This is a genomic window from Microbacterium binotii, assembly GCF_021398715.1.
Classification (GTDB): Bacteria; Actinomycetota; Actinomycetes; order Actinomycetales; family Microbacteriaceae; genus Microbacterium; species Microbacterium binotii_A.
The window spans coordinates 1343268-1361583 of the sequence record NZ_CP090347.1; the positions used below are offsets into that span (position 1 = coordinate 1343268).

The window sequence follows — 18316 nt, forward strand, 5'->3', positions numbered from 1 at the left end:
AGGCCCGCAACCCCTAGCCTCGGCGCGCTGCGGAGATGTCTACTAGGCCTATGAGGTCGATATGGAAGGGCGCGGTCGCGTTCGGGCTCGTGAACGTACCGGTGAAGGTGTACTCGGCGACCGAGGACCACGACGTCTCGCTGCACCAGGTGCACGCGGCGGACGGCGGCCGCATCCGGTATCAGCGCGTCTGCGAGCTCGACGGCGAGGTCGTGCCGTACGCCGACATCGACCGGGCATACGACGACGGCGACCGCACGGTGGTGCTCACGAAGGAGGACCTGGAGTCGCTGCCGGCGGAGAAGTCGCGCGAGATCTCGGTGGTCGAGTTCGTGCCGAGCGACCAGGTCGATCTGCTCACCCTCGACAAGGCCTACTACCTCGAGCCGGACTCGTCGTCGCCGAAGGCGTACGTGCTGCTGCGGCGGACGCTCGAGCAGACCGACCGCACCGCGATCGTGCAGTTCTCCCTGCGTCAGAAGACGCGGCTGGCCGCGCTGCGTGTACGCGGTGACGTGCTCGTGCTGCAGACGCTGCTCTGGGCGGATGAGGTGCGCGAGGCATCCTTCCCATCGCTCGACGAGGACGTGAGGATCTCCGCCAAGGAGCTCGAGCTCTCCGCGGCGCTCGTCGACAGCTTCTCGTCCGACTTCGATCCGACTGAGTTCCGCGACGAGTATCAGGAGCAGTTGCGCACGCTGATCGAGGCGAAGCTCGAGAAGGGCGAGAGCGTCGACACCTCGACCACGTTCGGCGAGGAGGGCGACGACAAGGACGGCGGCGAGGTCATCGACCTCATGGCGGCCCTGCGAGCCAGCGTCGAGCGCAGTCGGGCGTCCAAGAAGGACGCGTCACCCAAGAGCGATGACAAGCCCGCGGCGAAGCGGAAGAAGAGTTCGAAGGCGTCGTGACCGGATGCGGCGGGCTTACTCGCCGGATGCCGCCTCGTCGCGCTGCTCCTTCTTGACCTTCGCGCGCTCGCGGAAGTAGTGCCAGAGCGTGACGGCTGCGGTGATCGCCACGACGCCGATGAGGATCACGTCGATGTAGTCGGTGACGATCTGCGCGACCCAGGGGATGTAGCCGACCAGGAACCCGATCATCGTGAGTCCGAAGCCCCAGAGGATGGCGCCGATGAGGTTGTACAGGCTGTACTTGCGCCACGGCATGTGGCCGACACCGGCGGCGACGGGTGCGAAGGTGCGCACGATCGGGACGAACCGGGCGAAGATGACGGTCAGCCCGCCGAAGCGCTCGAAGAACGCATTCGTGCGCTCGACGTTCTTCTTGCTGAACAGCCCCGACTCTTTGCGCTCGAAGATCGCGGGGCCGCCCTTGTGGCCGATGAGGTAGCCGACCTCGCCACCGACGAAGGCGGCGAGACCGATCAGCAGGGCCACGACCCAGACGTTCACGCCGAAGACACCGTTGGGTGCCACATCCGAGGAGTGCGAGAGCAGTCCGGAGATGATGAGCAGTGTGTCGCCGGGCAGCAGGAAGCCGATGAGCAGTCCTGTCTCCGCGAACACGATGAAGCAGACCACGGCGAGAGCCCAGGGGCCGGCCGCCGCGATGATCGTCTCGGGGGAGAGCCAGGGGATGAGGGCGATGGAGTGCACGGGCGTCCCGTCGATCGGATGTCAGGATGCGGGGCGCGGGTGGCACGCCCCCGTCCCCGTGCGGAAGGTGGGACTTGAACCCACACGCTCGAAAGCACAGGAACCTAAATCCTGCGTGTCTGCCAATTTCACCACTCCCGCGGGTGGGGACAGTCTATCCAGCGCGCTTCGGATCACCTGTGCGTCGCCGCGCACGGCGGCGACGCACAGGTCGCGTCAGGACGCGGTGACCTCGCTGACCGCGGTCTCGATGAGATCCGCCACCTCGGTCGGGTGGCTCTGCATCGCGAGGTGGGGGGCGGGAAGTTCCACGATGCCGCGAAGGCCGGCACGCGTGTAGCCGAAGCGCTCGACCTCGGGATTGATCGTGTGGTCCTCGCTGGAGACGATGCCCCACGCCGGCTTGGTCTTCCATGCGGCGAAGGTCGCGGGCTCGGAGAACGCGGCCGCCGACAGCGGTCGCTGCGAGACGGCGAGTACCTGGGTGCGCGCGAGGTCCACGCCGGCGGCGAAGACTTCGGGGAACGCGGCGATCGCGACCGACACGTCGGTGCCGGGCTCGTCGCTGCCCGGCACCGGGTAGGGCGTGTAGACCAGGTTGGCGGCGAGCTCGGAGTCGGGGAAACCGCCTTGCAGCTGGCCGAGACTCTCGCCGACCTCGAGCACGTAGCCCGAGACGTAGACGAGCGCGACGACGTTCGCGGCCTCGCCGGCGACGGTGATGACCGCTCCGCCGTAGGAGTGACCCGCCAGCACGACGTCGCCGTCGATGGTCTCGACGAACGCCTTGATGGATGCGGCATCCTCGCCGAGGCTGCGGTTGTAGACGGGGGGAACGCGCACGTCGTAGCCGCGGTCGAGCAGCTCACGGGTGACGGGCGCCCAGCTGGCGGCGTCGGCGAACGCGCCGTGCACCAGGACGATGGTGGGTGTGGCCACGGGACAACTCCTTGCTTCTGGGGTGGATGGTGCGGCCGACGCTACGGCGCCACTCCCGCGCCGTCTTGCTCGCCCGCGAGCAATGGCGTTCGACAAACTCGGCACGCGGCGGCCGCGCGGCGGGAGCGCTCCCGGAAATCGAAGCTGACAGGCGCACGGAGTGAGCGCTAACATTCGGAGAGCCGACGTCGTCGTCGGTCACAGCGAAGATGCCCCCGAAAGGACCGTAGCCCGTGCCCACGTTGCACCGGGCGGCCCCCTTGCGCCGCCGAACATCCCGGACGCTCGCCGTCCCCGTCCTCGCGGCACTGGTCGCCGCGCCACTCGTCAGTCCGTTGATCGCCCACGCCGACACCCCGACCGGCCTCGTCGCCCACTACGCGCTCGATGAGACGAGCGGCACGGTTGCGGTCGACTCGTCGGGCAATGCGCGCAACGCGGCCTATGTGGGCTCACCGACGCTGACCGGCGCGGATGGTGTGCGCCTCGACGGCTCCGATGACTACGTGAAGCTGCCCAATGACCTGCTGCGAGGGCTGTCCTCGGTGACGGTCAGTGCCCAGGTGCTGGTGCGCGCGGAGCAGACGGGCAACCACTTCCTCTGGAACTTCGGCAACACGACGAACGGCATCGGCGACGGCTACCTGTTCGCCACCTCGACGCCGTACCGTGCCGCCGTCGGCATCGGCAACTGGAGCACGGAGCAGGGGCCCAACAGCGGGAGCAATGTGCCCCGTGACGTCTGGAAGACCCTCACGTACACGCTGGACGATGCGACCGACACGTCGCGCATCTACCTCGACGGCGTGCAGGTTGCCGTCAACACGCAGACGACGACGAAGCCGGGTGACATCGGTCAGGGAACGACGACGGCCAACTACATCGGCCGCTCCGCGTACAACGCCGACCGCCTGCTCGCGGGCAGTGTCCGTGACTTCCGGCTGTACGACCGCGCACTGAGCGCGAACGAGGTGGGCGACCTGGTCTACGTCCCGCCCGTGCCGGGAGAGTCGGAGGCCGTGGATGCGGCGCTCGCCGCCCTGTCGGTGCCGAACGCCGACGACGTCCGCGGCAACATCACGCTCCCTGGCTCGTCGAAGGGCCTCGACGTCTCGTGGTCATCATCGAACCCGGGCGTCGTCGGGACGGACGGCGTCGTCACCCGCGGCTCGAGCGATCAGGCGGTGACCGTCACCGCCAGCGTCACCAAGGGCAACACCACCCGCACGCGCGACATCGCGCTGACGGTGCGCGCCGCGGTCGAGCTGGCGCCGTTCGAGGGATACACGTTCGCCTACTTCACCGGCAACTCGGTGCAGGGAGAGAACATCTACTTCGCGGCCAGCAACGGCAACAACGCGCTGTCGTGGACCGAGCTCAACAACGGCAACTACACCCTCACCTCGAACTACGGTGAGAAGGGTCTGCGCGACCCGTTCCTCATCCGCTCTCCCGAGGGCGACACGTTCTACCTGATCGCGACCGACCTCTCGATCGGCCGCGACGGCAACTGGGACCGCTCGCAGCGCACCGGCTCGAAGTACATCGAGGTGTGGGAGTCGCACGACCTCATCACCTGGAGCGAGCAGCGCCACGTGAAGGTCTCGCCCGACACCGCCGGTAACACGTGGGCCCCCGAGGCGTACTACGACGAGTCGATCGGCGAGTACGTCGTCTTCTGGGCCTCCAAGCTCTATGCCGAAGACGACGTCAACCACACCGGCAACACCTACAACCGGATGCTGTACGCCACCACGCGCGACTTCGTCACCTTCAGCGACACCAAGATCTGGCAGGACGACGGCCTGTCGCGCATCGACTCGACGGTCATCAAGGCGGACGGTGTCTACCACCGCTTCACGAAGGATGAGGGCGCCGGCGGCACGGGCTGCAGCGACATCATCCAGGAGCGTTCGACCGACCTGCGTGCGCCGCTCTCGGGCTGGACGATGGAGGACTCGTGCATCGGCCGCGACGCCGGAACCGGTGCGGTCGAAGGGCCGTCGGTGTTCAAGGCGAACCCGGGCGACGTGAACGGCGAGAAGTACTACCTCTTCGTCGACGAGTACGGCGGCCGCGGGTACATCCCGCTCGCCACCGACGACATCGCCGACCCGGACTGGCAGGTGCCGGCGAACTACCGTCTGCCCGCCAGCCCCCGCCACGGCACGGTGGTGCCGGTGACGGCTGCGGAGCTCACCGCCCTGCGCGCCAACCTGCCGCAGCCGATCTCGGCGAACGAGGACGGCGAGGTCGTGCGGTACGACTTCACCGACGGCTCGGGCACCACGCTGCACGACCGCTCGGGCGCCGGGCGCGACGCCACCATCCAGGGCGGTGCCACGTTCTCGAACGGTGCACTGACCTTCGACGGCTCGAACGACTACGTCGATCTGCCCGACAACCTGCTGGCGGGGATGACGGATGTGACGGTCGAGACCCGCGTGAAGATCGACGCGGCTCAGCGCAATCCCTACTTCCTGTACTCCTTCGGCAACACCGGCGGCGACGGCAAGGGCAACGGCTACCTGTTCTCCACCGGCAACGACACCTACCGCGGGGCCATCACCACGGGTAACTGGACGGGTGAGCGCAACGCCACATCCGCATCCGCTCTTCCGCGCGGGGAGTGGGCGCACCTCGTGTACACATTGAGCGGGAACACTGCGCGGCTCTACCTCGACGGTGTGCAGGTCGCCCAGAACGACGACGTGTCCGTGGACCCCGGCGACATCGGGGGAGGCCGCACGCTCGCCAACTACATCGGCAAGTCGGTGTACAACGAGGACAACCTGTTCCGCGGTCAGGTGAGCGACTTCGTGCTCTACAACCGGGCGCTCTCGGCCGGCGAGGTCGTCGAGCGCTCGGGCAACGCCGAGGTGCTCGGCGGCGTGAGCCTCGCCGACCCGTCGGCGCTGAAGATGGCGCCGATCGTGGATGTGGCGAACCGCACGGTGACCTTCCCGGTCAACCGCGGCACGGACCTCACGAAGCTCCGTCCCGTCTACGCGACGGCGGAGGGTGTGACCGCCTCGCCCGCATCCGGCTCGGTGCGCAACCTCACCGCTCCGGTGACCGTGACGCTGTCGCGGCAGGGTGCGGAGAACGTCGTGTGGACGCTCAAGGCGGTCGAGGTGAAGACCCCCGTGCTGCCCGGCCTGTACGCCGATCCGAACATCGCGGTGTTCGGCGACACGTACTACATCTACGCGACGAGCGACGGCGTTCCCGGATGGGGCGGCAACACGTTCTACGTCTGGAAGTCCACCAACCTCGTGGACTGGACGCGCGCGGCCGAGCCCTTCCTGACGCTCGACGGCGCGAACGGGAACGTGCCGTGGGCGACGGGCAACGCATGGGCGCCGACGATCATCGAGAAGGGCGGCAAGTACTACTTCTACTTCAGCGGTCACGAGCCGAACGCCAACCGCAAGATGATCGGCGTCGCGGTCGCCGACAGCCCCGAGGGCCCGTTCACGGCCCAGGACCTGCCGATGATCCGCAACGACGAGAGCGTCACGAGCGGGCAGGCCATCGACCCGGCCGCGTTCCACGACCCGGTCTCGGGCAAGTACTACCTGTTCTGGGGCAACGGCAGCCCGCTCTACGGCGAACTGTCGGACGACATGACCAGCATCGTGCCCGGCACGATCAAGCGGATCTCGGGTCTGACCGACTTCCGCGAGGGCCTGTTCATGAACTACCGCGACGGGCTGTACCACCTGACGTACTCGATCGATGACACGGGTTCACCGAACTATCGCGTGGGCTACGCCACGTCGACGAGCATCGATGGACCGTGGACGTACCGCGGCATCCTGCTGCAGAAGGACACCACGCAGGGGATCCTCGGGCCGGCGCACAGCTCGATCATCAACGTTCCGGGCACGGACGACTGGTACATCGCATACCACCGGTTCGCCATCCCGGGCGGTGACGGCACGCACCGCGAGACGACGATCGACCGCATCCAGATCGGTTCCGACGGTCTGTTCCAGCCGGTCGTTCCGACCCTCACCGGCGTGGAGCCGCGCACGGTGCCCGGCACCGGCCCCGACCCGGAGCCGAGCGAGTCGCCGTCGCCGGAGCCCAGTGAGTCTCCGTCGCCGGAGCCGAGCGGCTCGGCCTCGCCCTCGCCGAACCCGAGCGGTTCTGCTTCGCCGCAGCCCACTCAGGAGCCGACTGCTCCTCGCGTGTCGGTCTCGACGTCGACCGTCGAGCGCGGCGGGATTGTGAAGGTCACCGTGACGGGGCTGGCTCCGGGTGAGCAGGTCACGGCGGAGCTGCGCAGCGATCCCATCCGGATCGCGGGCATCCCCGCGGCCGATTCGACCGGCACGGTGGTGTTCGACGTGCAGATCCCCGCGGATCTGCCCGCCGGCATCCACACGATCGTGGTCTTCGGTGCCGACGGATCGGAGATCGCCCGCCAGCTGATCACCGTCGTTCCGGCGGGGCAGCTCGCGGCCACAGGTGCGCAGGGGCCCTTGGGAGTTGCGCTCCTGGGATCGCTGCTGATCGTGGCAGGCGGCATGGCGTGGTTCCTGCGCCGTCCGCGCCGTCGGACGGTCTGATCACCCGCTGAACAATCGGGCCGGCACGGTATGCCTCTCGGGGCATATCGTGCCGGCCCTCGTGTTTCCTCTCGGCTACCGGGCATTCCTGTGCGGCGGCTGTGGATAACTCCAGCGCGCGGGCGTGGATCGCCTTCAGGATGCTGCGCATGTCACCGTCATCCGCTCTTCGCGAAGCGATGCCCGTCGAGGCAACGCTCGCCGAGCGGGTGCGCGCGCGGCTGCGTGCGGACGGCATCGACCCGACGCGTGACCCCGAAGCGGGGGAGCGGTTGGCCCGCGCGGAGGTGCGCCGCCACAACGATGCGGCGCTCGCCCGCGGCGCCGCGACGCTCGACGACGAGGACGCATCGGTTCGTGGTGTGCTCGCGACTGTCGCCGGTTACGGGCCTCTCCAGCCGCTGCTCGACGATCCTGAGATCGAGGAGGTCTGGATCAACGCACCCGATCGGGTGTTCGTCGCGCGCGAGGGCCGCTCCGAGCGGACCGGTGTGGTGCTCACCGAGGCGCAGGTGCGCGAGCTCGTCGAGCGCATGCTGCACGCGACCGGGCGACGCGTCGATCTGAGTCAGCCGTTCGTCGATGCGTCGCTTCCCGACGGGAGCCGGTTGCACGTCGTGATCGGCGGGATCACCCGTAAGCACTGGGCCGTCAACATCCGCAAGTTCCTGCCGCGCTACCGTCGGCTGGCGCAGCTCGTCGCCACGGGCACGCTGCCGCCGCACGTGGCCGAACGACTGAGTCGGGCGATGCGCCACGGCGACAGCATCCTGGTGTCGGGTGCGACGCATGCCGGCAAGACGACGATGCTCGCGGCCCTGATCGCCGAATGCGCACCGCACCAGCGGATCATCACGGTGGAGGAGACGTTCGAGCTCGCCGTCGACGCGCACGACATCGTGGCCCTCCAAGGACGGCAGCCGAGTCTCGAGGGGACCGGCGAGGTGACGCTGCGACGGCTCGTGAAGGAGGCGCTCCGGATGCGGCCCGATCGCCTCATCATCGGGGAGGTGCGCGACGCGGAGGCGCTCGATCTGCTCCTTGCGCTCAACACCGGTGTACCCGGCGCAGCCACTATCCACGCGAACTCGGCGCGCGACGCGCTGGTCAAGCTCTCATCCTTGCCGCTGCTGGCGGGACGCAACATCGACCGTGACTTCGTCGTGCCCGCCATCGCGTCCAGCATCGACCTCGTCGTGCACTGCGCCCAGGATGTCCGGGGTGCGCGGCACGTCGTGGAGGTGCTGCAGACGACCGGCGAGGTCATCGATGGTGTGATCGAGGTCGTCCCCGTCTACGAGGTGGCCCGATGACGGTTCTGCTCGGGGCGCTTCTCGGCGCCGGAATCCTGCTCATGCTTGCACCGCGATTGTGGCCCGCGCGCGCCGCGGCCGATCGCCCCGTACCGCGGCGATCTCGGGGCGCGGTCGTCCTGGCAGAAGCGGGCTTCGCGTATCTGTCCGTCAGTGCGCTGATCCTCGCGTGTGCCGCCGCAGCAGTCCTTGCCGCCGCGATCGCGTGGCTGCTGACACAGGTGCCAGCGTTCGCCCTGCTCGCCGCGCTCGCGGGCGCGGCGGCACCCGTGCTGTGGCTCCGCGGCCGAGCCCGCCGGCTCCTCAAGATCCGGCGGGGACTCTGGCCGGACATCTGCGACCTGCTCATCGCATCCGTGCGGGCCGGCTTTGCGCTGCCGGACGCGCTCGCCTCGCTGCAGACATCCGCACCCGCGCCCTTGCGGCCGGCCTTCGCGGGTTTCGCAAGGGACCTCGCCGCATCCGGTCACTTCGAGACCAGTCTCGATCGCGTGAAGGTCGCGTTGTCCGACCCGGTGGCCGACCGCATCCTGGAGACCCTGCGGATGGCGCGCCAGGTGGGCGGAACCGAGTTGGTGCCCGTCCTGCGGTCGTTGTCGAGCGCGGTACGAGCGGATGCGGCGGTGCGCGCCGAAGTGGACGCGCGCCAGTCGTGGGTGCGAGGCGCTGCGGTACTGGGGCTCGTCGCACCGTGGGTGATCCTCGTGCTGCTCGCGCTCCGACCGGAAGGCTCCGCCGCGTACTCGAGCCCGGAAGGAGTCGTGCTGATCGTCGTCGGCGCACTCGTCTCGGCCCTCGCATTCCGCATGATGCTCGCGGTCGGCCGACTCCCCGAGCCGCGGAGGTGGTTCGGATGACCCCTGCCGGCGTCACCCAGGTCGCCCTCGCGGTGCTCCTCGGCGGGGCGCTGGGTGCGGGGATCTCACTGATCCTCTGGGCGACGCCGCGATGGCGTGCGGTGTCGCTCGGGCGCCGCATCGCACCGTACCTGCGCGACGTCGCCGACCCGCGCGGACTGACGCCGCTGCACGCACCCGTGCGCGACGCGGGGGAGGAGCTGGTGCGCCGACTGGGTGCTCGCGTGGGCGGTGCGGCCGATCTCGAGGTGCGGCTCCGACGTGCCGGATGGGCGATGGATGCGGCGGCCTTCCGCGCGCGCCAGCTGAGCTGCGCCGTCGTCGGACTCGTCACCGGGGCGGTCCTGGTTGTGGCGCTTGTCGTCGCCGGCTCCTTCGCCCCCGCGGTCGGCGTCCTTCCTCTGCTCGGAGCCGCGGCGGGGGCGATCGGCTACGACCTGCGTCTCGGTGCGGCCGTCCGGGCGCGCGCGGCGCGGGCGGCGGAGGAGCTGCCCACCATCCTGGAGTTCCTCGCGCTGTGCCTCGCCGCCGGAGAGAGCGCGTTCGACGCGATCCGACGCGTCTCGGCCGTCGGCTCCGGCGAGATCGTGACAGAGTTGCGCCGCGCGGTGCTGGATGTCGGAACGGGGTCGTCGTTGAGTGACGCGCTCGCCTCCGTCGGGCGGGCGATCGACACTCCCGCCGTCTCCCGCAGCATCGACCAGATCGTCGCGGCCATCGACCGCGGGGCACCGCTCGCGCAGGTTCTCCAGGCTCAGGCGGCCGACGCGCGCGAGGACGCCAAGCGCGTGCTCATCGAGAAGGCCGGCCGCAAAGAGATCTACATGCTGCTGCCTGTCAACTAGGAGTATCGAGCTTTCTCGCTCGCTCGATTTCTCAGCGAAGCACGCGATAGACCTTCTTCATCATCCCTCAGGAGAAGGAATCGCACATGAACGCGCTGGCTGAGTCGATCGCGACCGGTCCGAATGGCGAGACGGCGGAGTACGTCTTCGTGACGCCGGAGATGGCGGTGTCGTGGTTGGCGAAGAACATCGACCGCAACCGCAACGTGAAGAAGAGCCGCATCAACGGGTACGTCCGTGACATTCAGAACGACAACTGGGTGATCACGGGGGAGGCGATCAAGTTCGATGTCCACGGGCAGTTGATCGACGGGCAGAACCGTTGTCACGCGATCGTCACCGCCCGCCAAGGTGCGTGGGTGCTGGTGGTGCGGGGGATCAGCGAGAGTGCGCTCGTGGTGCTCGACTCGGGTTCGGCTCGGAACACGGGGGACATGCTCATCATCACGGGCCTCGCGGAGAAGGCTGACGCGAAGGATGTCGGCGCGATCGCGCGTCTGTACGTGGCGTGGAAGGCCGGCGACGTGAAGCACGCAGCTTCCCACATTGGTGGCAGCGCGACGATGACGAAGACCGAGATGGCGGAGGCGGTCATGTCGGTTCAGAACATCGACTTCGCGGCCCGTCACGCGCGGGCCATGTACCGCTACTTGCGACTGCCGGTGAGCGCCATCGGTGTCGCGTTCCTCGAGTTCTCAGAGATCGACGTCGACGACACCGCGGAGTTCTTCAACAGGATCCGAGACGGCGTGCAGAGCGGCCCTGGCGACCCGTTCCTGACCCTCTCGCGCCGCGTGTCGAGCGATTTGCAGGCGGGCGCGTCGCGGCGCATCCTGCCTGGCCAGGCGCTGTTCTACCTGTTCCGCACCTGGAACGCCTTCCGCGCGAACGAGACGCTCGTCAAGCTGCAGATTGGCTCGCCGCAATCTGGCTTCACTCCGATTCCCACGCCTCGCTGACCGCGCTACGCGACAGAGCCCACTACCCGGGACATGTCGGAAGGCGCACCTAGACTGGAAGATTTGACAACTGAGTGGCATCGGGTGGTATGTTCTTCACGTTGCTCCCCGCCCTCCGGCTTCAAAGCTGGACTGGCGGGGCTTTTCTTTCCGGGGGACGCAGTGGCATCGGCGCATCTGTTCATTGATTACCAGAACACCCACATCACGGGGTGGGAGAACTATGCCCCATGGAACACGAAGCCCCATGAACACCTCGTGCACCCCGGCCGCTTCGCTACGGAGATCGAGGCGCAATGGCTCGCGCAAGTTGGCGAGGACATCACGATCGCCCAGATCCACGTGTTCCGAGGATTAGCGGATCCTCGCAAGCAGAGCACGTTGAACTCGGCTGCCCAGCGTCAGCACAGGATGTGGCAACTCGATCCGCGCACATCCGTGCACACCCGGGCGCTGCGCTATCCTCGCGACTGGCCAACGTCTAAGGCGCAGGAGAAGGGCGTCGACGTGATGCTCGCACTCGCGGTTGTCCGTTGCGCGCTAGCACGGTCATGCGATCGTGTGCTCGTCTCGACACGCGACACTGACATTCTTCCTGCGATCGATATGGCAGAAGTTGAGCATCCCGGAGCTCTCGGATTGGTCTCGTGGGACGCAACCGGAGCCCTTAAGCCCACTAACGTGACCCCGACAGTCCTTCTCGACGCAGGTTCTTTCGCTAAGTCAGAGGACCCCAACACCTACTAGGCCTTTGCGATGGCGGACGCGCTCGGAGCGAGTTGACCTCAGTTACTGGTCGGGGCCGAGGGGCGTGCAGTGGTTCCCGTGAGCCATCACGGTTCTTTGTCGTGGGTGTGACGTACCCTCGGGACTCCGGCCGGGGAAGGGGATACCTGGCGGTGGGTACGAACAGGCGCTACGCGGATGCCGTCGATCGACGCGTGGGCGAGCGCATCCTCGAGCGCTCCGCCGCCGATGGTCCGCTGCAGCGGCTCACCGACGCGGAGCTCGAGCTGGATCGGCAGCCGCTCACAATCGATCCTCATCCGAAGCCCGCGAAGGCGTGGGTGCGGTTCGGCGCCACGCCGGTGCTCGTAGACGCACTCGTGCATCGTTGGACGCCTCGAGCGTGTGGGATCTCGTTCGAGGTCGCGGGTAAGCAGATGCGCACGTGGGTGTGGGCATCGGCGGTGAGCGAAGCGCCGCAGCCGCATGCCAACGATCGCTGATTCGACGACTTGTCCGCCAGGGGTTTCAACAACCCCTAGACCCTTCTCGTCATCGAGCGATGTGAGTCCGCAATTCCCCCACAACTTCCAATTCACCCGCGGAGAGAGCTGCCAGGCACGCGCGGGAGGTGGGCAGCGGTCCAGCATCGCCAGATTTTGAGACGCTGCGGCAGTCACGTGCGATGTGCGCTGGGCTAGAGCCCGGCGAGCTTCTCGATCTCGCCGAGCTCGAGGCCGTACCGGATAGATACCGTGACCACGTGTGAGATCGAGCTGTTCGCGGCCCTAGGTTGCGCTTCAACTTCGACTGCCAGTACGCGGCTCTTTCCCTCGACCAGGCCGTAGTTCTCACGGATGTAGTCGAGGATCTTGTCGTCATCGATCGGTATCTGCACAGACGCCATATCGGCCCCCTCGCTCGCAAGAGGCGGGCTGCAGTGCCCGCCCTGGCATCGATGCTACTGGCTGCCGTTGCCACACGAGCTCTGCTCTGCCAGCATGAGCGCGGCGGGGTACGACCGCCTTTCTGAGCATGGGGCAGGGAAGTTGATCATGGGGACGCCGGCAGGTTGGTACGCGAACGGGGAACACTGGGAGACCTACTGGGACGGGTCGAGTTGGACAGACCAGCATCGGCCGCGAGCAACGACGGTTCCGCAACCCGTTGCAGACTCCGCCACCGCCGAGGAGACACCCGCCGAGGCCGACCTGCAGGCGGGTGACGGCAAAACGGAGCCGCTGCTAGCGTTCGTCTCACACATCGAGGGCAAGAACGCGCGCGTCTATGTCTGGCCCGATCGGGTCGAGTGGGATCGCAAGGGTTTCCTGTCGACCGGCGCGAAGACTGGCATGGCCGTCGCGACGGTTGGGCTCTCGTACTTCGCGACCGGCTTCACACGGAAGCAGTCGACCGAAGTAATCCCCGTGAAGTCGATCATGTCCGTGACGACCAAGCGCGGGATGGGTTTCCAGACCAAGCTGCAGGTCATAACGTCGGGCAACACAATCGATATGCGCATCGCCCACAAGGAAGCTGAGCAAGTGCGGACCGTACTGATGCAGCTGATCTCCGGGTCACACCCGTCGCAGCCGCAGCTGAGTGAGGCCGCGGTTCCGAGCTTCGCCGCAGCATCGGTCTCGTCTTCTCCGGACATCGCCGCGCAACTCACCCAGCTCGCGAGCCTCCGCGATGCTGGCATCCTTACCGAGGATGAGTTCAAGGCAAAGAAGACAGAGTTGCTCTCTCGACTCTGACAGCAGCGTGCTGACCAGCGCCTCACGAAGCCAACGTAGGGACCTGGATCGGTCGTCCGTCGGTGGTGATCCCGATGATCCAGCCCGAGCGCGTCTCAGGAGAGTCTGCTTGCGGCGGGTACTCGCGCTCCACTGCGCCTGCAAGGAAGCTGTCTGCGTCGATCACAATGCGCGTGGGCGTGATGGGTGATGCTTCGGTCGTAGTTCGTATGGTGCCGTCTTCGTCGAGCCACAGATAGTAGTAGTCGTTGCCGAGTGCGAGGATCTCCGAGGTCGGATCGGCGGGTGTCGCTAGTCGTGCCGCGACGACCGATCGACCGAGCAGTCTCTCCAGATCGGTGATGTTCATGGTGAGTGTCTCCTTTTGGTGCGTTCAGACGATTCGGTAGAGAAATCCGGATTCGTCGAAGACCGCGTCGTTGGGGGTCTTGCCGGTGGAGCTCGCGGACTTCGTGGGGAGTCCACTGAATCGGACGCCTCCTACACCGACGCTGATGGAACGGCCGTTGGCGTACATGGTCACGCCGCCCGAGTTGAAGACGACGAATCGGTCACCGTCGTAGACGCCGAGGTAGCCGGAGCCCGCGTGAACGCGGCGCCCGCCACCGAAGTCCACGACGCCACCCTCAGTGTTCGGGTCGATCGTGATGTTCCCCGCGGTGATCTTCCCGTCCTCGAGGATCACGTTCCCGATCTTGATGCGTCCGCTGCCGAGAACCTCGAGCAGCCCCGTGAGGTCCACGTCTCCGGTCAGGTCACCGTTGCCCGTGAACGCCCACGACCCGGTCCACTCGAAGTCGCCCTCGCCGTTCATGTGTCCGACTACCTGCAGAGTCCCGCCCGAGTCGATGAGCAGAAGACCGCCGATGAACCGCATCCGCCCGTTCGTGATGGAAGAGTTCTCCAGAATCGCACCGGATGCGAGACGGTCCACCTTCGACATCAGCTTCGTGATCCAGCCCCACGCGTCGTTCAGATCACGCAGCACTCTGCACCTCCATGGCGCTCGTTCTGGTCATACGGTCTTCCTTTCGTTCTCCACCCGTCGCGCAGGTGGTTGGGTCGAATTGATTCGCTCCCTGTCGGCGGGAAATCGGACATCCTTCATCTCCACTGAATCGACCCAACTGGCCGGAATCGCGTGGAGAGAGACGCGCCAGGCACGCGCGGGAGGTGGGCAGCGCTGCCGGTCGCTGGGATTCTTGGGTGCAGGTGGGGGTGCGACACGTGCCGCACCCCCACCTGTAATGGCGAGCTTCACCCTGGTGGGTGCGTCCGATGCTCACCACGACGTCGCCAGCCGCCCCAACCGAGCGGAGATGCTCATCTGCGGCCGGCGACGGGTTCATGTGTCAGCGCGCCCAGTGCGCGGGGTAGGCGTCTTCGGTGTCCGCAGCAGGCTGATCGGAGAGCGAAGGCCTGTCCGGTCGCTCGTCCGCAGTCCGTGGGATCCAATACGCCGGGTAGCTGTCATCGACGGTGCTCACTTCCGTGCCCGCTTCCCGGTATCCGTCGGCTCTGTGGTCGAAGCCTTGAACTCCTCGCGTGCACGTTCAGTGACCGCGTCGACCGACTCGCGGACCCAGGCGATGGAGGCGTCGTGGACGGCCTTGCTGAACTCGAGGTTGAACTCGAGCGCCTGCAGCGGAGCGATGTACATGCCGGCTCTCGCAGGATCGCGGATCCCGAGATCCTCGACGAACGGAACACTGGTGTCGGTGGCTTCACGAACGACCGGTCGCGGTGCGAGCTTCGACTCCTCCGCGATGCGGAGGTTCACCGCCGCGAGCCCGTCGACGTCGTCCTGCTGACCACTCAGCACGCCGCCGTTCCAGATGCTCGTCACAGAACGGATGAGTTCGGCCCATCCGGCGATTCGTCGCTCCCACGCGATGTAGTCGTCACGCGACTGCTGTGTGTCGTAGCGGACGACGATCTCGCGCCACGTGTGTGCAGCTGTCCGGTAGCGCGACCAGACCATGAACAACTCCATGATCTGGTTGCTGTCCGGTGCTTCGGCTGCGCACGCCTCCCGGAACTTGCGGGCGAATCTCTCCGCGTCGTCCTCGAGCTGCGCGACCAGGCCACGCATGCGGTCGATGCGGAAGTGCGCCTCGCGGGCGACACGCTTCTGCTCCTCGGTCAGCGCGTACTCGCGTTGCCGTTCGGCGGCATCGAAGTGATCTTGCGCGGCCGCGAGGGCTGCTGTGGCTTCCTCGTGCCGCTCAGCGGCTTCCGCGAGGATCACCGCGAGCTCGTCAGGATGAATATCCTGCGGCGGAAGCGGCAGCGAGGTGGGGATGAGGTCTCGAGCGTTGCTCATGGGGTCTCCTTGGCGAAGTGTTCCTCGCCGGCCCCAGGCCCGCCGCGAGTCGCCCACAGGGCCCCGTGATCCGAAACAGCGGCATCCGCCATTCCCGTCGAGACATAGTTTACCGCGGACAGTGCCAGCGTGCGAGCATTCGGAGCCCCGAGATGGGGGCGATCGCTGAGGAGCCCATCGACGAGCGACGCGACCCGCGCCCACTCAATGCGCCCCACATCGTCTACGACCTGCGCGACCCCGATGTACACGTCAAAGTCGCGCGGATCCTTCAGCACGTGCCGCAGGGCCAGCCGCACCGCCTGCCGCTGAACATCCCGAAGAACTGACCGGGTGAGCTCATGGCTCGCGCGCTCTTCCTGGAGCTGCTTCCGGCGTCGGCCAGCCTCGTCCGCAAGCCTCTGCTCAGGTGTTCGATACGTCACAGCGTGGCCTCCTCGGCGTCAGTTCGTTCCGAATGTCCGGGCGTGCGTCGCGGGATCGTGAAATCGATCGGCTGCTCGGTGCGGAGTGAGTCGTAGTAGTCGCGGCACAGCTCAGCGAAGCGGTGGGGATCGTCCCAGGCATCGACCATGTCGGCGAAGTTCGAGGGCTTCGGGGCGGGGTGCTTGTCCATCAGAACGGCCTCCCGTCCTCGAAGACCTCGACGGGGGAGCGGTACTCGCATCGTGTGCAGGTGCCGTCGTCCAGCAGACGATGCATGCCGGCCTCACAGCTGCCGATCGTCTTGCCGGCGGCATCTCGCGCGTCCATGTTCGCCAGGGTCGCGATGACGTCCAGCCTGCGCGTCAGACGGGACGCAGGGATATCGTCAGTCCACCGCTCGCCGTCCAACCATGAGCTCAGGTGGGGCACGTACTGGGCATCCGTCGCTGTTCGCGCGTAGGCGGTTCCGAAGCGCGTCACGTCAGCCTCGAGCTCGCTGACAGACCGGCTCCTTGCTGCCCTGGTGAACGCGACGAACGCGGCCTTCCGGTTCACCTTCTTCGGCCATTGCTTCCACGCCCGATCAAATGCATCCGCACAAGAGACTGATTGATCTTTTGATTGATCCCTCTGATTGATCTCTTCTGCACCGTCACTGTGACGGGTAGGTCGCGGCGCTGTGACGGTTAGGTTCGTGCTGTCGTCCTGGTAGGAGTTCTGCCTAGTAGGCGCAGCGCCTTCTGGGCTCTCCGGCGTGTAGGCACGATTCACGATGATCAGATCTGACGTGCGATATCCGCCTGCGCCGTTACGGCGGCGGCGCTCGATGACGCCGGCTTGCTCGAGCACGTTCAGCGCTCGCATGACAGTTGAGACGGAGGCGCCGATCATCGTCGCGATCGTCTGCTGGCCGACGAAGGTCTCATGTGTCTTGTCATCAGTGCGATGACACACCGCCACGAGTACGACCTTCTGCATCTGCTGAAGGCCTGTGAGCGCGTACGCCCAGTTCGCGTCGTTGAAGCCCAAACCGCTCACCTCCCGTCCGCTTGCCGCGGTAGAATTGGGGAAGGAACCCGCCCCCCAGCGAAGTTCACGGAAGCCGCCCCACGTGGGCGGTTTTCTGTTGCGCGCACGGCAGTTCACCACCGTCCTTCGGGGCGCGCGGGGCGTCCGCTTTCGCCGAGAAGAGAAGCGAGGCGGGCGCGCTGTTCGCTCGTGAGGGGTGGCGCCGCGGCTACGGTTCGTTCGATGAACTGCGCCAGTTTCGCCGCGGCCAAGTTGCGACGTGCATCGACAAGGTCGGGATCATCGGCGTCGCGAGATCGAGTCAGAGCGGCAACTATGGCGCGCTCACCAAAGACAGACACGAAAGGCCTCCACAGGGCATGACACTTAATGTCAGCCCGGTGAGGCCTTCTGTCTGCGGAACATCACCGAGTTTCCGCTCTGGGAGCATCTTTCTGCTCAAGTCTAGGACTTGCCCCCGGGGGCTTATCCGCTACTAAGGATAGCAGCAAGCTGTCTAAGCGTGATGGTGTCGTGGCCCGCGTCGCGAATCTTGTCGAGAACGGCGTGGAGCGTCTCTTGCCGGACCTCGACGGGGAAGCGCCCACAATCCGGGCACGCCAGAGACCATTTGGCGCGGACTTTCTCCTGTCCCAAGTTCCGGGGAAGCGGCCCCTCCCTTTTCCATGTTGGGACATCACCTTCGACGTAGAGAATCTCGAGATCACCGATCCGCGCGTGTCCTCCGTGAGGTGCGTCGTGGCTTACTTCGCTGCTGATGACGCCCCACTGCCAGCGCCGCCCCTCCCAGTGGAACAGCTGCACCAAGCGTTGCGGGTGCCTCTTGGGATGCAGGGGTTCCAGGTCGCAGTAGATCGCGATCCATTGCTGACCTTCCGCCAGCCTCTCGGCTATTCGGCGCAGATGCTCGTTCATCAGGCTCCCAGATTGATCTGATCGTACGGGGCAG

Annotated in this window: 19 protein-coding genes and 1 tRNA gene; 10 read left to right on the forward strand and 10 right to left on the reverse strand. The window is 66.6% G+C overall.

Annotation, left to right across the window (positions count from 1 at the left end; translation table 11 throughout):
* Positions 1 to 50: 50 nt before the first annotated feature.
* Positions 51 to 911: a Ku protein gene (locus LXM64_RS06730; protein ID WP_234075154.1), complete on the forward strand. Its 861-nt coding sequence runs from the start codon at positions 51 to 53 to the stop codon at positions 909 to 911.
* Positions 912 to 926: 15 nt separating this feature from the next.
* On the opposite strand, the gene LXM64_RS06735 is transcribed toward LXM64_RS06730, so the two are convergent.
* The 3 genes from LXM64_RS06735 to LXM64_RS06745 all read right to left on the reverse strand — a co-directional run bounded on the left by LXM64_RS06735 (position 927) and on the right by LXM64_RS06745 (position 2558).
* Complete coding sequence (locus LXM64_RS06735) at positions 927 to 1619, reverse strand: DedA family protein (RefSeq protein ID WP_234075155.1); 693 nt, start codon at positions 1617 to 1619, stop codon at positions 927 to 929.
* Positions 1620 to 1678: 59 nt separating this feature from the next.
* Positions 1679 to 1760, reverse strand: a tRNA-Leu gene (locus tag LXM64_RS06740).
* Positions 1761 to 1835: 75 nt separating this feature from the next.
* Positions 1836 to 2558: an alpha/beta hydrolase gene (locus LXM64_RS06745; RefSeq protein ID WP_137417351.1), complete on the reverse strand. Its 723-nt coding sequence runs from the start codon at positions 2556 to 2558 to the stop codon at positions 1836 to 1838.
* Positions 2559 to 2791: 233 nt separating this feature from the next.
* Between LXM64_RS06745 and LXM64_RS06750 the strand changes: the two genes are divergently transcribed.
* The 7 genes from LXM64_RS06750 to LXM64_RS06780 all read left to right on the forward strand — a co-directional run bounded on the left by LXM64_RS06750 (position 2792) and on the right by LXM64_RS06780 (position 12335).
* The gene (locus LXM64_RS06750; RefSeq protein WP_234075156.1) at positions 2792 to 7132 is read left to right on the forward strand and encodes a family 43 glycosylhydrolase; all 4341 of its coding nucleotides are present in this window, start codon (positions 2792 to 2794) and stop codon (positions 7130 to 7132) included.
* Between the two features lie 149 nt (positions 7133 to 7281).
* Positions 7282 to 8445, forward strand: coding sequence for a CpaF family protein (locus tag LXM64_RS06755; RefSeq protein ID WP_234075157.1), 1164 nt, complete (start codon positions 7282 to 7284; stop codon positions 8443 to 8445).
* A complete protein-coding gene (locus LXM64_RS06760; protein ID WP_234075158.1) occupies positions 8442 to 9302 on the forward strand; it encodes a type II secretion system F family protein in 861 nt (286 codons plus the stop codon). Before LXM64_RS06755 ends, LXM64_RS06760 begins: the two co-directional genes overlap by 4 nt.
* A complete protein-coding gene (locus LXM64_RS06765; protein WP_234075159.1) occupies positions 9299 to 10147 on the forward strand; it encodes a type II secretion system F family protein in 849 nt (282 codons plus the stop codon). Before LXM64_RS06760 ends, LXM64_RS06765 begins: the two co-directional genes overlap by 4 nt.
* A gap of 86 nt (positions 10148 to 10233) precedes the next feature.
* A complete protein-coding gene (locus LXM64_RS06770) occupies positions 10234 to 11106 on the forward strand; it encodes a hypothetical protein (protein ID WP_234075160.1) in 873 nt (290 codons plus the stop codon).
* Between the two features lie 162 nt (positions 11107 to 11268).
* Positions 11269 to 11853, forward strand: a complete 585-nt coding sequence (locus LXM64_RS06775) for an NYN domain-containing protein (RefSeq protein WP_234075161.1) — start codon at positions 11269 to 11271, stop codon at positions 11851 to 11853.
* 152 nt (positions 11854 to 12005) lie between these two features.
* Positions 12006 to 12335, forward strand: a complete 330-nt coding sequence (locus LXM64_RS06780; RefSeq protein WP_234075162.1) for a hypothetical protein — start codon at positions 12006 to 12008, stop codon at positions 12333 to 12335.
* Positions 12336 to 12529: 194 nt separating this feature from the next.
* Here LXM64_RS06780 and LXM64_RS06785 read toward each other — a convergent pair whose 3' ends face one another.
* Positions 12530 to 12739, reverse strand: a complete 210-nt coding sequence (locus tag LXM64_RS06785) for a hypothetical protein (RefSeq protein WP_234075163.1) — start codon at positions 12737 to 12739, stop codon at positions 12530 to 12532.
* Between the two features lie 94 nt (positions 12740 to 12833).
* Between LXM64_RS06785 and LXM64_RS06790 the strand changes: the two genes are divergently transcribed.
* The gene (locus tag LXM64_RS06790; protein WP_234075164.1) at positions 12834 to 13589 is read left to right on the forward strand and encodes an SHOCT domain-containing protein; all 756 of its coding nucleotides are present in this window, start codon (positions 12834 to 12836) and stop codon (positions 13587 to 13589) included.
* A gap of 22 nt (positions 13590 to 13611) precedes the next feature.
* On the opposite strand, the gene LXM64_RS06795 is transcribed toward LXM64_RS06790, so the two are convergent.
* From LXM64_RS06795 to LXM64_RS06805, 3 genes are all read right to left on the reverse strand, one after another.
* The gene (locus LXM64_RS06795) at positions 13612 to 13938 is read right to left on the reverse strand and encodes a hypothetical protein (protein WP_234075165.1); all 327 of its coding nucleotides are present in this window, start codon (positions 13936 to 13938) and stop codon (positions 13612 to 13614) included.
* A 24-nt stretch (positions 13939 to 13962) separates the two neighbouring features.
* A complete protein-coding gene (locus LXM64_RS06800) occupies positions 13963 to 14577 on the reverse strand; it encodes a hypothetical protein (protein ID WP_234075166.1) in 615 nt (204 codons plus the stop codon).
* A 495-nt stretch (positions 14578 to 15072) separates the two neighbouring features.
* The gene (locus tag LXM64_RS06805; protein ID WP_234075167.1) at positions 15073 to 15912 is read right to left on the reverse strand and encodes a hypothetical protein; all 840 of its coding nucleotides are present in this window, start codon (positions 15910 to 15912) and stop codon (positions 15073 to 15075) included.
* Between the two features lie 152 nt (positions 15913 to 16064).
* Between LXM64_RS06805 and LXM64_RS06810 the strand changes: the two genes are divergently transcribed.
* Positions 16065 to 16241 (forward strand): hypothetical protein, encoded by a 177-nt coding sequence (locus tag LXM64_RS06810; protein WP_234075168.1) that lies wholly within the window; start codon positions 16065 to 16067, stop codon positions 16239 to 16241.
* Positions 16242 to 16333: 92 nt separating this feature from the next.
* Here the strand turns inward: LXM64_RS06810 and LXM64_RS06815 are convergent, their stop codons facing one another.
* The 3 genes from LXM64_RS06815 to LXM64_RS06825 form a co-directional block, all read right to left on the reverse strand.
* Positions 16334 to 16528, reverse strand: coding sequence for a hypothetical protein (locus LXM64_RS06815; protein WP_234075169.1), 195 nt, complete (start codon positions 16526 to 16528; stop codon positions 16334 to 16336).
* The gene (locus tag LXM64_RS06820; protein ID WP_234075170.1) at positions 16528 to 17376 is read right to left on the reverse strand and encodes a helix-turn-helix domain-containing protein; all 849 of its coding nucleotides are present in this window, start codon (positions 17374 to 17376) and stop codon (positions 16528 to 16530) included. Before LXM64_RS06820 ends, LXM64_RS06815 begins: the two co-directional genes overlap by 1 nt.
* A gap of 456 nt (positions 17377 to 17832) precedes the next feature.
* Positions 17833 to 18282, reverse strand: coding sequence for a hypothetical protein (locus LXM64_RS06825; RefSeq protein WP_234075171.1), 450 nt, complete (start codon positions 18280 to 18282; stop codon positions 17833 to 17835).
* Between the last annotated feature and the right edge of the window lie 34 nt (positions 18283 to 18316).

What these genes read in the sequence shown, in the direction of transcription:
- LXM64_RS06785 (WP_234075163.1), bottom strand. Translation starts at nt 12,739, where the DNA reads ATGGCGTCTGTGCAGATACCGATCGATGACGACAAGATCCTCGACTAC.
- LXM64_RS06805 (WP_234075167.1), bottom strand. Translation starts at nt 15,912, where the DNA reads ATGAGCAACGCTCGAGACCTCATCCCCACCTCGCTGCCGCTTCCGCCG.
- LXM64_RS06730 (WP_234075154.1), top strand. Translation starts at nt 51, where the DNA reads ATGAGGTCGATATGGAAGGGCGCGGTCGCGTTCGGGCTCGTGAACGTA.
- LXM64_RS06790 (WP_234075164.1), top strand. Translation starts at nt 12,834, where the DNA reads ATGAGCGCGGCGGGGTACGACCGCCTTTCTGAGCATGGGGCAGGGAAG.
- LXM64_RS06825 (WP_234075171.1), bottom strand. Translation starts at nt 18,282, where the DNA reads ATGAACGAGCATCTGCGCCGAATAGCCGAGAGGCTGGCGGAAGGTCAG.
- LXM64_RS06770 (WP_234075160.1), top strand. Translation starts at nt 10,234, where the DNA reads ATGAACGCGCTGGCTGAGTCGATCGCGACCGGTCCGAATGGCGAGACG.
- LXM64_RS06765 (WP_234075159.1), top strand. Translation starts at nt 9,299, where the DNA reads ATGACCCCTGCCGGCGTCACCCAGGTCGCCCTCGCGGTGCTCCTCGGC.
- LXM64_RS06815 (WP_234075169.1), bottom strand. Translation starts at nt 16,528, where the DNA reads ATGGACAAGCACCCCGCCCCGAAGCCCTCGAACTTCGCCGACATGGTC.
- LXM64_RS06755 (WP_234075157.1), top strand. Translation starts at nt 7,282, where the DNA reads ATGTCACCGTCATCCGCTCTTCGCGAAGCGATGCCCGTCGAGGCAACG.
- LXM64_RS06760 (WP_234075158.1), top strand. Translation starts at nt 8,442, where the DNA reads ATGACGGTTCTGCTCGGGGCGCTTCTCGGCGCCGGAATCCTGCTCATG.
- LXM64_RS06795 (WP_234075165.1), bottom strand. Translation starts at nt 13,938, where the DNA reads ATGAACATCACCGATCTGGAGAGACTGCTCGGTCGATCGGTCGTCGCG.
- LXM64_RS06810 (WP_234075168.1), top strand. Translation starts at nt 16,065, where the DNA reads ATGGGGGCGATCGCTGAGGAGCCCATCGACGAGCGACGCGACCCGCGC.